General features: G+C 70.6%; 12 protein-coding genes. 6 read left to right on the forward strand and 6 right to left on the reverse strand.

Going from position 1 to position 12,572, the window contains the following annotated elements:
- Positions 1-153 precede the first annotated feature (153 nt).
- The 3 genes from Sp245p_RS17605 to Sp245p_RS17615 all read left to right on the forward strand — a co-directional run bounded on the left by Sp245p_RS17605 (position 154) and on the right by Sp245p_RS17615 (position 3,505).
- Complete coding sequence (locus Sp245p_RS17605; protein WP_109138710.1) at positions 154-2,049, forward strand: ABC-F family ATP-binding cassette domain-containing protein; 1,896 nt, start codon at positions 154-156, stop codon at positions 2,047-2,049.
- Positions 2,046-2,747 (forward strand): exopolysaccharide biosynthesis protein, encoded by a 702-nt coding sequence (locus tag Sp245p_RS17610; RefSeq protein WP_014197476.1) that lies wholly within the window; start codon positions 2,046-2,048, stop codon positions 2,745-2,747. Before Sp245p_RS17605 ends, Sp245p_RS17610 begins: the two co-directional genes overlap by 4 nt.
- 245 nt (positions 2,748-2,992) lie before the next feature.
- On the forward strand, positions 2,993-3,505 hold the full coding sequence (locus Sp245p_RS17615) for a class I SAM-dependent methyltransferase (protein ID WP_236778273.1): 513 nt from the start codon (positions 2,993-2,995) through the stop codon (positions 3,503-3,505).
- A 121-nt stretch (positions 3,506-3,626) separates the two neighbouring features.
- Here the strand turns inward: Sp245p_RS17615 and Sp245p_RS17620 are convergent, their stop codons facing one another.
- The gene (locus Sp245p_RS17620; RefSeq protein ID WP_014197478.1) at positions 3,627-4,388 is read right to left on the reverse strand and encodes an SDR family NAD(P)-dependent oxidoreductase; all 762 of its coding nucleotides are present in this window, start codon (positions 4,386-4,388) and stop codon (positions 3,627-3,629) included.
- A gap of 124 nt (positions 4,389-4,512) precedes the next feature.
- Here Sp245p_RS17620 and Sp245p_RS17625 point away from each other — a divergent pair, with 124 nt between their 5' ends.
- Together Sp245p_RS17625 and gmk are read left to right on the forward strand one after the other, a co-directional pair.
- Positions 4,513-5,379 carry a YicC/YloC family endoribonuclease gene (locus tag Sp245p_RS17625; RefSeq protein ID WP_014197479.1) on the forward strand — a complete coding sequence of 289 codons (867 nt, stop codon included), beginning with the start codon at positions 4,513-4,515 and terminating at the stop codon, positions 5,377-5,379.
- Positions 5,380-5,389: 10 nt separating this feature from the next.
- The gene (gmk, locus tag Sp245p_RS17630; protein ID WP_014197480.1) at positions 5,390-6,037 is read left to right on the forward strand and encodes a guanylate kinase; all 648 of its coding nucleotides are present in this window, start codon (positions 5,390-5,392) and stop codon (positions 6,035-6,037) included.
- 123 nt (positions 6,038-6,160) lie between these two features.
- Here gmk and rsmA read toward each other — a convergent pair whose 3' ends face one another.
- From rsmA to Sp245p_RS17655, 5 genes are all read right to left on the reverse strand, one after another.
- A complete protein-coding gene (gene rsmA / locus Sp245p_RS17635) occupies positions 6,161-7,027 on the reverse strand; it encodes a 16S rRNA (adenine(1518)-N(6)/adenine(1519)-N(6))-dimethyltransferase RsmA (RefSeq protein ID WP_014197481.1) in 867 nt (288 codons plus the stop codon).
- Between the two features lie 52 nt (positions 7,028-7,079).
- Positions 7,080-7,646 carry a hypothetical protein gene (locus Sp245p_RS17640; protein WP_014197482.1) on the reverse strand — a complete coding sequence of 189 codons (567 nt, stop codon included), beginning with the start codon at positions 7,644-7,646 and terminating at the stop codon, positions 7,080-7,082.
- A 119-nt stretch (positions 7,647-7,765) separates the two neighbouring features.
- Positions 7,766-8,617, reverse strand: a complete 852-nt coding sequence (locus Sp245p_RS17645; protein WP_014197483.1) for an alpha/beta fold hydrolase — start codon at positions 8,615-8,617, stop codon at positions 7,766-7,768.
- A 28-nt stretch (positions 8,618-8,645) separates the two neighbouring features.
- Positions 8,646-9,455: a lytic transglycosylase domain-containing protein gene (locus tag Sp245p_RS17650; RefSeq protein WP_014197484.1), complete on the reverse strand. Its 810-nt coding sequence runs from the start codon at positions 9,453-9,455 to the stop codon at positions 8,646-8,648.
- Positions 9,456-9,531: 76 nt separating this feature from the next.
- Positions 9,532-10,125 carry a hypothetical protein gene (locus Sp245p_RS17655; protein WP_129557190.1) on the reverse strand — a complete coding sequence of 198 codons (594 nt, stop codon included), beginning with the start codon at positions 10,123-10,125 and terminating at the stop codon, positions 9,532-9,534.
- 120 nt (positions 10,126-10,245) lie between these two features.
- On the opposite strand from Sp245p_RS17655, the gene Sp245p_RS17660 reads away from it, so the two are divergent.
- Positions 10,246-12,552, forward strand: coding sequence for a hybrid sensor histidine kinase/response regulator (locus Sp245p_RS17660; RefSeq protein WP_109138868.1), 2,307 nt, complete (start codon positions 10,246-10,248; stop codon positions 12,550-12,552).
- Positions 12,553-12,572: the final 20 nt, after the last annotated feature.

The following is a 12,572-nucleotide window of genomic DNA, read 5'->3' on the forward strand; positions in this document are numbered from 1 at the left end:
CGCGGGGTTATATAGGCGCTTTTCGGCCACGGCAACCGCTTCGTGAGGCCGGTTCGTGAGGCCGCGCCGCGTCGCTTCGCGCGGCTGCCATGAAGGGTTGCCCCGCGGGTCCCGCTTCAAATCGCGGTTTCCCCGTGGTAAACCGGCGCCGATATGCTGCACATCAACGACCTGACGTTCCGCTACGGCGGACGTGTGCTGTTCGACCGCGCCACCGCGGTCGTGTCGAAGGGCCACCGCGTGGCGCTGGTCGGCCGCAACGGCACCGGAAAATCCACCCTCCTCAAGCTCATCGCCGGCCAGCTCCAGACGGACGCCGGAGCCATCGGCGTGCCCACCGGCACCAAGATCGGCATGGTGGCGCAGGAGGCCCCGAGCGGCGCCACCACCCTGATCGACGCCGTCCTGGCCGCCGATACGGAGCGCACCGCCCTGCTGGCCGAGGCCGAGACGGCCACCGACCCCATGCGCATCGGCGAGATCCACGCCCGGCTGGCCGACATCGAGGCGCATTCGGCGCCGTCGCGCGCCGCCCAGGTGCTCTCCGGCCTGGGCTTCGACGCCGACGCGCAGGCGCGGCCCTGCTCCGACTTCTCGGGCGGCTGGCGGATGCGCGTGGCGCTGGCCGGCGTGCTGTTCGCCCGGCCCGACCTGCTGCTGCTCGACGAGCCGACCAACCACCTCGACCTGGAGGCGACCATCTGGCTTGAGGGGTACCTCAAGAACTACCCCCACACGATCCTGCTGGTCAGCCACGACCGCGACCTCTTGAACTCGGTCCCCACGACGACCATCCATGTGGACCAGGGCCGGCTGGTGACCTACGCCGGCAACTACGACCAGTTCCTCAAGCAGCGCCGCGCCAACATGGAGCGGCTGCAGGCCATGGCGACCAAGCAGGAGGCCAAGCGCAAGCACATGATGGCCTTCGTCGAACGCTTCCGCTACAAGGCGACCAAGGCCCGGCAGGCGCAGAGCCGCCTGAAGGCCCTGGAGAAGCTGGAGACCATCACGCTGATGGAGGACGACGCCGAGGTCGTCTTCAACTTCCCCCAGCCGGACGAGATGGCCCCGCCGCTGATCGCGCTGGACGGGGTGACCATCGGCTACGGCGACCGCGCCATCCTGCGCCGCGTCAACCTGCGCATCGACATGGACGACCGCATCGCCCTGCTCGGCGCCAACGGCAACGGCAAGTCCACGCTGGTCAAGCTGCTGGCCGGGCGGCTGGAGGCGATGGCCGGTGAGGTGAAGCGCCCGACCAAGCTGCGCGTCGGCTACTTCGCCCAGCACCAGCAGGACGAGCTGGACCTGTCGCTGACCCCCATCCAGCAGACCCAGCGCATCATGCCGCTGGCGCCGGAGGAGAAGGTGCGCGCCCATCTCGGCCGCTTCGGCTTCCAGCAGAGCAAGGCCGAAACCCGCATTTCCGACCTGTCCGGCGGCGAGAAGGCCCGGCTGCTGCTGGCGCTGATGAGCCGCGAGACGCCGCACATCCTGATGCTCGACGAGCCGACCAACCACCTCGACGTGGACAGCCGCGAGGCGCTGATCGAGGCGATCAACGGGTTTGAGGGCGCCGTCATCCTCATCAGCCACGACCCGCACCTGATCGAGCTGACCGCCGATCGGCTGCTGCTGGTGGCCGACGGCACGGTGCAGCCCTACGACGGCGACCTCGACGACTACCGCCGCTTCCTGCTCGACCGCGCGCGGGCCGAGCGCGCCGCCGCCAAGGGCGGCGAGACGGTGGACGCCGGGGCCAGCCGCAAGGACCAGCGCCGCGCCGCGGCGGAGGCCCGCGCCACGCTCGCCCCGCTGAAGAAGAAGGCCACCGACGCGGAGTCGCAGGTCAACAAGCTGACCGAGGAGAAGCGCAAGATCGAAGCGAAGCTGGCCGATCCCGCCCTCTACAGCGGTCCCAGCGACAAGCTGCAGAAGCTCCAGATCGACCTCGGCGTCGTGGACAAGAAGCTGTCCGCCGCCGAGGAGGCGTGGCTGGAGCATCTCGAAGCCTATGAGTCGGCGGCGGCGGAGGCCGGCGTATGAGCGTGCCGCGCAACGTGGCCTTCACCGGAGCGGCCTCGCTCCCCGCCACCGTCGCCCGACGTGGGCGGCAGGACCATGGGGAGGAGCGGACCTCCGACGTCCTGGCCGCCTTCCGCGCCAACCTGCCGGAGGGGCGGGTGTCGCTGGGCGACCTGATCCAGGCGCTGGGCGACCGCTCTCTCGGCACCATCCTGCTGGCCCTGTCGCTGCCCACCATCGCGCCGGTGCCGCTGGGCGTGTCCTGCCTGTTCGACCTGCCGATCCTGCTCTTCTCCGCCCAGATGGCCTTCGGCAAGCGCGGCGCCGCCCTGCCCGGCTGGATTCTGCGCCGCTCGGTCAGCCGCTCCCTCGCCGCCCGGATGATCGACAAGGCGATGCCGCGCCTGACCGCCATCGAGCGGATGCTGAAGCCGCGCCACAGCCGCTTCGCCAGCATCGACGGGGAACGCTGGTTCGGCGTGCTGGTGCTGCTTCTGTCGCTGACCTGCGTGGTGCCGCTGCCGCTGACCGGCTGGCTGCCCGGCTTCGCCCTGGTCCTGCTGTCGCTGGGGCTGATCGAGCGCGACGGGGCCGCGGTCGCGGTCAGCCTCGCCCTCACCGTGGCCGCCCTGGTCTTCTTCGCGCTGGTCGCCAGCAGCCTGTCCTACGCCGGCCAGACCCTGCTGGCCGCCACGTCATATCCCGCGTTCATGGCATAGCTCCCGCCGCTTCGGCCGGTTGCGGGGGAACCCGGGATGCGACATAAGTGCGCTCTGGGATTGTTAGGTTCGGGACCCCCTGAGGCTCCAGCTTGTTTAGCCCCGGGGTAAAACGCTCAACAGCCAACGGCGAAAGGCCGATCATGACACCAACGGAAATCACCGTCGCGGAGAAGCAGAAAAGCGGCAAGACGCCGCCGGCCGCGTGGCTTTTCTTCCAGCGTTGGTTGGCAAATCCCCTTTCCATGGGTTCCGTTACACCATCCTCGGGCGCGCTCTGCCGGCTGATCGGGGAGCAGGTGCTGTGCGGGCCGGATCAGGTCGTCGTGGAGTTCGGCGGCGGCACCGGCGCGATCACCAAGGCCCTGCTCCAGCGCGGCATTCCGGGCAACCGCATCTTCACCTTCGAGATCGACGACCATCTGTCGCGCTTCCTGCGCGGCCATTACCCGGACGTCAACGTCGTCCATGACGACTGCCGCAAGGCCGCCGACATCCTCGGCCCGGAACTGGTCGGCAAGGTCGGCACGGTGGTGATCGGCATCCCCATGCTGAACCTGCCGATGCGCGCCCAGAAGGAGGTCGTGGAGGCCTGCTTCCGCATCCTGCCCGAAGGCGGGCGCTTCGTTCTCTACACCTACGGCCTCGTGTCGCCGCTGAACCAGCGTGCGCTGGGCGTCAAGGGCAAGCGGCTGGGTTTCACCCCGCTGAACGTCCCGCCGGCCTCCGTCTGGGGCTATTGGAAAGCCAAGCCCTAAAGCGAACTTCCGTTCGCTTTAGATTCACATCGCCTCATTCGCCGGCGGGCTTCGGCCGCATGTGCGGCCGGGACCGCAGTCGCGATCCAAAGCGGATTGAAATCCGCTTTAATCCCCCCGATCACTCCTTGCGCGGCGCCTGCCGCAGCAGGACATCCGTCAAGCCCACCGGCAGAGCCGCCAGCAGCCACACGGTGGCGGCCATCGGCCAGGGGAAGGCGATGCGCGCCTTGTTGCGGGCCAGCCCGCTCTTGATGACCTGGGCGGCGCGGTCCGTCTCCATCAGGAAGGGCATGGGGAAGCGGTTCACCGCGGTCATCCGGCTTTTCACGAAACCCGGACAGATCACCGTCACGCCGATCCCCTGCCCCGCCAGATCGCCGCGCAGCGACTCGCCGTAGACCCGCACCGCCGCCTTGCTGGCGCAATAGGCGGGCGCGCCGGGCATGCCGCGGAAGCCGGCCAGCGAGGCCATCAGGGCGATCTGCCCGCGCCGCCGCGCCTGCATGCCGGGCAAGAGCGGGTGGACGCTGTTCAGCACGCCGTCCACATTCACCTGGAAGATGCGCCGCGCCTGCTCGGCGCTTTCCACGCCGCCCCCGGTCCCGGCGGAGATTCCGGCGTTGGCGATGACCAGATCGACTGGCGCGCGGGCGTCCAGCGCGCTCAGCCACGCCGCCATCGCCGCGCGGTCCGCCGCGTCGACCAGCGCCGTTTCCACCGCCGCCCCGGCGGCGCGGCAGCGCTCCGCCACCGCCTCCAGCCTTGCGGAGTCGCGCCCGCTCAGGGCCAGCGCGACTCCGGGGGCGGCGTAGGCACGGGCCAGCTCCTCCCCGATGCCGCTGGACGCCCCGGTGATGACGATCGAGCGCGGATCGCGCATGCCCCTTTCCCCCTTGTCCCTGACGCTTGTTGCCTTGGCCGCCCGACGCTATAACGTGAGCCTCCCGATCCCACAAATACTCGTCGAGGCCGCTTTGCCCGCCCAACGCTCCGCCGTATCCAGCATGACCGGTTTCGCACGCGTGGACGGGCATGCCGACGGCTACAGTTGGACCTTCGAGGTGAAGAGCGTCAACGGGCGCAACCTCGACATCCGCTGCCGCCAGCCCGCCGGCTTCGACACGCTGGAGGCCGCCGCCCGCGCCGAGATTCCCAAGCGGCTGGCCCGCGGCAGCGTCAACCTGAACCTGACCGTCAACCGCAGCCAGTCGGTGTCGCAGCTCCGCATCAACCGCGAGCTTCTGGCTCAAGTGCTGGAGCTGGCGCGCGAGATCGAGGGCGCCGGGGCCGCCGCGCCGCGGCTCGATTCGCTGCTCGCCGTCCGCGGCATCATCGAGCCGGTGGAGGAGGACGAGGGCGACGCGCGGGAGCGGGTGGAGGCCGCGCTGAAGGCCGACCTCGGCCGGCTGATCGGCGAACTGGTCACCGCCCGCCTGTCGGAAGGGGCGCGTCTGGTCACCGTCCTGAACGGCCATCTCGACGAGATCGAGCGGCTGATCACCGCCGCCGCCGCCTGCGCCAGCACCCAGCCCGAGGCTTTGCGCGAACGGCTGCGCAGCCAGGTCGCCGCCCTGCTCGACGCCGCCCCGGCCCTGCCGGAGGAGCGGCTCGCCCAGGAGGCCGCCATCCTGATCGCCAAGGCCGACGTGCGCGAGGAGATGGACCGCCTGCGCGCCCACATCCAGGCCGCCCGCGACATGCTGGCGGAGGGGGGCGCCATCGGCCGCCGCTTCGATTTCCTGTGCCAGGAATTCAACCGCGAAGCCAACACCCTGTGCTCCAAGTCCGCCGACGTGGAGCTGACCCGCATCGGCCTGTCGCTGAAAGCCTCCATCGAGCAGCTTCGCGAGCAGGTCCAGAACATCGAGTGACGCCCGACCCATGCCCGAGACCATGAACACGAAGATCGCCCGGCGCGGCCTGATGCTCGTGCTGTCCTCCCCCTCCGGGGCGGGCAAGACCACCATTTCGCGTCGCCTTCTGGACCGCGACCCCGGCATCACCCTGTCGGTGTCCGTCACCACCCGGCCGATGCGCCCCGGCGAGCAGCCAGGCGTCCATTACTACTTCGTCGACATGCCGGAGTTCGACCGCATGGCCGGACAGGGCGAGCTTCTGGAGCACGCCCGCGTGTTCGGCAACTGCTACGGCACGCCGCGCCACGCCGTGGAGACCGCGCTGAGCGCCGGGCGCGACGTGCTGTTCGACATCGACTGGCAGGGCATGCAGCAGCTGGCGGCCAACGCCCGCGCCGATCTGGTCAGCGTCTTCGTCCTGCCGCCTTCGGGCACCGAGCTGGAGCGCCGCCTGCACTCCCGCGGCCAGGACTCGGCGGAGGTGATCGCCCAGCGCATGGCCAAGGCGTCGGACGAGATCAGCCACTGGGGCGAATACGATTACGTGATCGTCAACAACGACGTGGACGAGAGCGTGCAGGCGGTTCAGGCCATCCTGCGCGCCGAGCGGCTGCGCCGGACGCGGCAGGTCGGGATGCCGGCCTTTGTGGAGAGCGTGCAGGCGGCGCTGTAAGGCGGCGTACTGCCCCCACCCTTCCCACGCTCCGCGTGGGCCCCTTCCCTCCCCCGCTTCGCAGGGGAGGGAGATTTGCCCCCTCCCCTGCGAAGCGGGGAGGGTTAGGGAGGGGGCAAGGACCTATCGCGCCTTGAACGCCCGCGCCAGCGCCGCGAACCCCGCCACATCCACCTCCTCCGCCCGCGCGGTCGGCTCGATGCCGGCGGCGGCCAGCAGCGCTTCCGCGTTCCCCAGGCTCTTCAGGCTCTGGCGCAGCATCTTGCGGCGCTGGCCGAAGGCGGCGGCGGTCACCTGCTCCAGCGCCTTCCACTCCGCCGGCTCCGGGTTCGCGCGCGGGGTCAGGTGGACGATGGTGGACTCCACCTTGGGCGGCGGCGTGAAGGCCTTGGCCGGCAGGTTGAACAGCACCCGCGCGTCCGACCGCCACTGCGTGATCACCGACAGGCGGCCATAGGCCTTGCTGCCCGGCTTGGCGACCAGACGGTCCGCGACCTCCTTCTGGAACATCAGCGTCAGGCTGACGAACTCCTCGATCCGCCCCAGCCAGCCGATCAGCAACGGCGTCGCCACGTTGTAGGGCAGGTTCGCCACGATGACCCGCGGGGCCGGGGCGATCTGGATGGGATCGACCTCCAGCGCGTCGCCCTCGACGATGGACAGCCGCCCGTCCGCCGCCTGGATCACGTCCTGCAACGCCTCGATGAAACGATGGTCGCGCTCGATGGCGATGACCTGCTTCGCTTTGGTCGCCAGAAGGGCGCGGGTCAGCCCGCCCGGACCGGGACCGATCTCCACGACCGTCACGCCGGTCATGTCGCCCGCCGAGCGCGCGATGCGCCCCGTCAGGTTGAGGTCGAGCAGGAAGTTCTGCCCCAGCGCCTTGCGGGCGTCCAGCCCGAAACGGGCGATCACCTCGCGCAGCGGCGGCAGGGCCTGCGGGTCGAAAGCGGTGTGCATGGGGGCGGAGTCGGGCGTGGCGTCGGTCATGGCCGCACTTATAGGACGGCGCAGGCCCGCCGTCATCTGCCGCGCGTCACCGTCACCCTTCGCTTTTGAGCGCGATGTTCTCCGGCGTGGCGTCGAGACGGCCCGTACAGGTGATGCGGCGCCCGTCGTCGAAGGCCTGGGACGGCTTCGGCCCGATGGTCACCTGCAACACCACCCTGTCGGCCAGCTGGTCGCCGAGATCCTGGGGCCGGTCGCCGCCCTGGGAATCATGGCTGAACACGCTCTCCAGATACCAGGCCGCCCCGCCCGCCCCCTGCGGCCCGCCGCGGACCAGCGCGCCGGCCAGTCGGGTGTAGACGTCCTTGCACACCTCCTCGGTGCGGTTGCGCGGCAGGTCGACGAAGTTGGCGTAGGCGACGATCCGCCGGTCCTGGAAGCGGTAGAAGACGCCGCTGCGCGACACCTCCGTCCGTAGATCGTGGGACAGCCCGTCCACCGTGTCGTGCAGATCGCCGCGCAGCCGGGTCATGCCCCAGTCGAGCAGCGTCACCGGTTCCCGCGCCAGCCAGTCCAGCGCGTCGCGGGCCTGGGCCGGACCGGAGGCGAAGGGCGGAAACATCAAGGACGGCAACAGGACAAGCGCGGCGAAACCCCTCATGGCGTCGGGCCTCCGGACCATCGTTGCGGCGCAACCGTGGCAGCGATGCTAAGCCAGGAGCACAGCCATCGCCAGCCGGATTCCGGGCCGCATGCCGCGCCCAAGCCGCGGTACTCCCGTCAGTCCTCCAGCAGGAAGTCGCGCACCGCGGCGATCTGGTCCCCGGTCATCAACGCCGGGGCGTGGCCGGTGTGGGCGAACTCCACCAGACGGGCCTTGGGGCCGCGGCGGGTCATCTCCTCCGCCGTCTCCGCCGGAAGGATATCCGAGGTGGCACCGCGCAGCACCAGAACCGGGCAGCGGATGCGGTCCCAGACGGCCCACAGGTCCACGTCCTCCATCGGCTGCGCCTTGAAGGCCTCGGCGATGGCCGGGTCGTAGGCGAGGCCGTAGCAGCCGTCCGGACGCAGACGGGCGCTGTGCTCGGCCATGTGGCGCCACGCCTCGTCGGAAAGCCGCCCGAAGCCCATCAGGACGAAGCGCAGGTAGGATTCCACCGCCGCCAGATCCTCGAACACCGGGTCCTTGCCGACGTAATCGGCGATGCGCTGCAAGCCCGCCTTCGGGATGAAGGGGCCGATGTCGTTGATCACCAGACGGCGGATCGGGCTGTCGGGCTGGGCGGCCAGCAGCATGCCGATCAGCCCGCCCATGGAGGTGCCGACCCAATCGACCGACTCCACCCCCAGCCGGGCGATCAGCGCCGCCATGTCGGCGCAGTATTGCGGGTAACCGTAGAGCGTCGGGTTGGCCAGCCGGCCGCTCCTGCCGCGCCCCACCACATCCGGGCAGGCGACGCGGTAGCGGTCGGCCAGATCGAGCGCCAGCGCGTCGAAATCGCGGCCGTTGCGGGTCAGGCCATGCACGCAAACGGCGGTGCGGGCCGCGTCCTCGCGCCCCCACTGGGTGTAGGCGACGCGGTGGAACCCCGCCGCGCTGAGGCCGAGAAAGCTGCGTTCGGACATCGGCACGGGTGGCCCCTCCCCTGTTGGTTCGTCCTCAGCCCTTGCCGGGCTTCGCCAGCTCCGCCGCCTGCCGGACGACCATGGGCGACGGGTCCGCCGCCGCGGCGTCGAAGGGATGCCGCGGCGCGTCGTACAAGCGGCGGATGGCGCGCACGTAGTTCCGCGTCTCCTCGTAGGGCGGAACGCCCCGGTAGCGGTCCACGGCCCGCTCCCCCGCGTTGTAGCCGGCAAGGGCCAGCGTAACGTCCCCCTGGAAATAGGCCAAGAGCCAGCGCAGGTAGCGCACCCCGCCGCGGATGTTCTGGGCGGGGTCGAAGACGTCGGACACCCCGAACCGCTCCGCCGTGTCGGGAATGAGCTGCATCAGCCCGGCCGCCTCCTTGGGCGACACCGCGTCGGAGCGGAAGGCGCTCTCCACCCGGATCACCGCCATGACCAGCGCCGGGTCCAGCCCGTATTGCGGCGCGGTCTTGTGGACCAGCGCGATGATTTCCGGCGGCGGGGGCAGCGCCTCGCGCAGGGGGGCGGCGCCGGGGCGGCACCAGGGGCGGACATGGCCCATGCGCCCCGGCACATAGGCGACCAGCCGCCGCGCCTCCTTGTGGCCGCGCGACGCCGCGGCGCGCAGCCACGCCGTGCCGACCCGCTGGTCGCGCTTCACCCCGACGCCGAACAGGAAGCGCCGCGCCATGCGGTAGGAGGCCTCCGGATCGCCCTTCTCCGCCGCCTCGCAGTCGGCCATGCGCGACTCGCGCGAGGAGACGGAGCCGGACTTGCCCGCGGCGAGGGCGGCGGGGGCCGCCAAGGCGACGAAAAGGGCGAAGGTCAGGGGGAGGAAACGCACGGGTTGGCCTTGGAACGGTCTGCAAAACCGCATTGATATGAGGCTCCCCGCAGGACACGGCAAGCGCAGGGCAGGGTTACCCTCTTTTCGACACAGCGCGCAGGCGATCGCGCAGCGACCGCGCCCAGCCGCGGACCACCGTCAGCGCCGGGCGAATCGCCTCGCGCACCCGCCCCACCACCCGCTTGGCGGCCTGCCAGGGCGGCAGGGCGGTCAGCCAGGCCAGCCAGCGCATCACCCGGACGTAGCACCAGGCGAAGGCCGGGATGGTCAGCAGCTTGTCCTTGCCGATGTGGAACAGCCGCTCGACCAACGTGACCTTGACCAGTTCCACGGCCCCCAGCAGCAGCGCGCCCTGGACCGCGTGCCCGGTTCCCATCAGATACAGGCCGACCGGCTTCAGCGGCTCCAGAATCACCAGCGGAATCACGAACAGCGCCAGCGTCGGATAGGGGCCGAGCCGGCGGATGCGCGCGGCCAGCCGTTCGGCGAAGCGCTGCCGTCCGATCCAGGCGGCCAGCGGGCGCAACGCCTCCAGCGCCACCGCGTCGATCAGGAAATAGACCAGCGCCGCGACGGTCAGCAGAGGGCGCAGGACGAAGCGGCGCAGCAGCCCCGCCAGCCTCCGCCCCAAAATCCGAGAGGAGGAATTTCCGTTCGAGGTAGCCATTAGGTCTTTCGTCAGGCGTACAGGGGCGTTTCGCCGGCTTGGGTTCGCCGCGGATTTCCACTATCTAACGTTTCTGCCATTGCGCGTCCGTCCCCTCGTCCACTCTCGGTGCGCCCCATCGTGCTCGGCCATTACGATCCTTACCTCGTTGCGCTGTCCATTGTCGTGGCCTCATTCGGCGGCTATGTGGCTCTGGACCTCGCCTCCCACGCGCGGGATGCCGGGCGGGGACGGAACGGCTGGCTGGGCGCCGCGGCGCTCGCGCTCGGGGCGGGGATCTGGTCGATGCACTTCATCGGCATGATGGCGATGCGCATGCCCGTGCCGGTGTCCTACGACATCCTGCTGACCGCGTTATCCTTTCTCCTGGCGGTCGGGGTGTCGGGAACCGGCCTCTTCGCGGTGGCGCACGGCGGGGGCGGCCGGGCGACCCTGGCGGCGGCGGGTCTGCTGACCGGTTTCGGGATCGTCTCCATGCACTACGTCGGCATGGCCGGCATGCGGCTGCCGGTGCCGCTGATCTACGACACGCTTCTGGTCGTCGCGTCGGTGGTCATCGCCGTGGCCGCCTCCACCGCCGCGCTCTGGCTCGCCTTCCGCACGGCCAGCCCCCTGCAGCGCCTGTCCGGCGCGCTGGTGCTCGGCGCTGCGGTGGTCAGCATGCATTACATCGGCATGGCCGCCGCCAACGCGGACGTAACCGCCATTGGGCATGCCGCCAATACGGGCGCCGTCCCGACCGGGGACGACCTCGGTTTCGTGCTGTCGACCCCGTCGCTGGCGGTGGGGACCGGGGTGGGAACGCTGCTGATCCTCTCGCTGGGGCTGCTCTCCGTCCTGATCGACCGGCGCCGCTCGGCGGAGCGCGCGGCGGGGCAGGAGGCGCGCTACCGCGCCGTCGTCGACTCCGCCGTGGACCCCATCGTGGTGATCGACGAGACCGGCACCATCCAGTCCTTCAACCGGGCGGCCGAGACGACCTTCGGCTACGGCACGGAAGAGGCCGTCGGCGCGAACGTCCGCATCCTGATGGCGGAGCCGCACCACTCCGCCCATGACGGCTACATGGCGCATTTCCGCGAAACCGGCGAACGGCGGATCATCGGCATCGGGCGCGAGGTCGAGGGCCGGCGCAAGGACGGCTCCCTCTTCCCGCTGGAGCTGTCGGTGGCCGAATGGCACGACGGGCGGCAGCGCCTGTTCACCGGCATCATGCGCGACATCACCGCCCGCAAGGCGGCGGAGGACGCGCTGCACCGCGCCAAGGCGGAAGCGGAGCGCGCCCGCGAGGAGGCGCTGGCCGCCCGCGACAAAGCCGAACGGGCGGACATGGCCAAGACCAAGTTCCTCGCCGCGGCCAGCCACGATTTGCGCCAGCCCGTGCAGTCGCTGTTCTTCTTCGCCCATGCCCTGTCCGACCGGCTCGACGGCCATCCCGCCTCGCCCCTGCTGGCGAGCATGAGCGAGTCGCTGAACGGCCTGCGCACGCTGCTGGACAGCCTGCTGGACGTGTCGCGGCTCGATGCCGGGGTGGTCACCCCCGCGGTGACGGAGTTCGCGCTGGGTCCCCTGCTGCAGCGTCTGGCCGACGAATACCGGGGCCGCGCGGCGGAGGTGGGGATCGCCTTGCGCCACGTCCCCACCGACGGCTGGACGCGCAGCGACCCGGCGCTGGTCGAGCGCATCCTGCGCAATCTCGTGGAGAACGCCATCCGCTACACGGAGAGCGGGCGGATCCTGATCGGCTGCCGCCGCACCGGCAACAGCCTGCGGATCGAGGTGCTCGACACCGGCATCGGCATCCCCGAGGACAAGCGCGACGAGGTGTTCGTCGAATTCGCCCAGCTCGCCAACCCCGAGCGCGACCGGCGCAAGGGGCTGGGGCTGGGGCTGGCCATCGTGCGGCGTCTGGCCGGGCTGCTCGGCCATGAGGTGACCCTGCGCTCCCGGCCGGGACGGGGCAGCGCCTTCGGCCTGACCGTGCCCTCGGTCGCGCCGCGCCAGGTGATGAAGACCTGCCGCCCGGCCGCCCAGTCCGCCGCCCAGCCGCCCGCGAACGGTGGAAAGGGGCTGGTCGTGGTCGTCGAGGACGACGCCATCATCCTGCTCTCCATGCGGACCATGCTGGAGGAATGGGGCTATGAGGTGGTCGCCGCCGTCTCCGCCGACGAGGCGGTGGGCACGCTGACCAGCCTCGGCCAGCGCCCCGACATGATCGTCGCCGACTACCGCCTGCGTGAAGGGCGGACCGGGCTTCAGGCCATCCGCGACATCTACGGCGTCTGCGGGGTGCGGGTGCCCGCGCTGGTGCTGACCGGCGACACCGACCCCGCCCGCATCGCCGAGGTCCAGCAGAGCGGCCACCGCCTCCTCCACAAGCCGGTGGCGCCCGAGGTGCTGCGCAACGCGCTGACCTCCGCGGCCTAGGCATTGCCGCTCCCGGCCGA

The sequence above is a fragment of the Azospirillum baldaniorum genome (genome assembly GCF_003119195.2).
Taxonomy (GTDB): Bacteria; Pseudomonadota; Alphaproteobacteria; order Azospirillales; family Azospirillaceae; genus Azospirillum; species Azospirillum baldaniorum.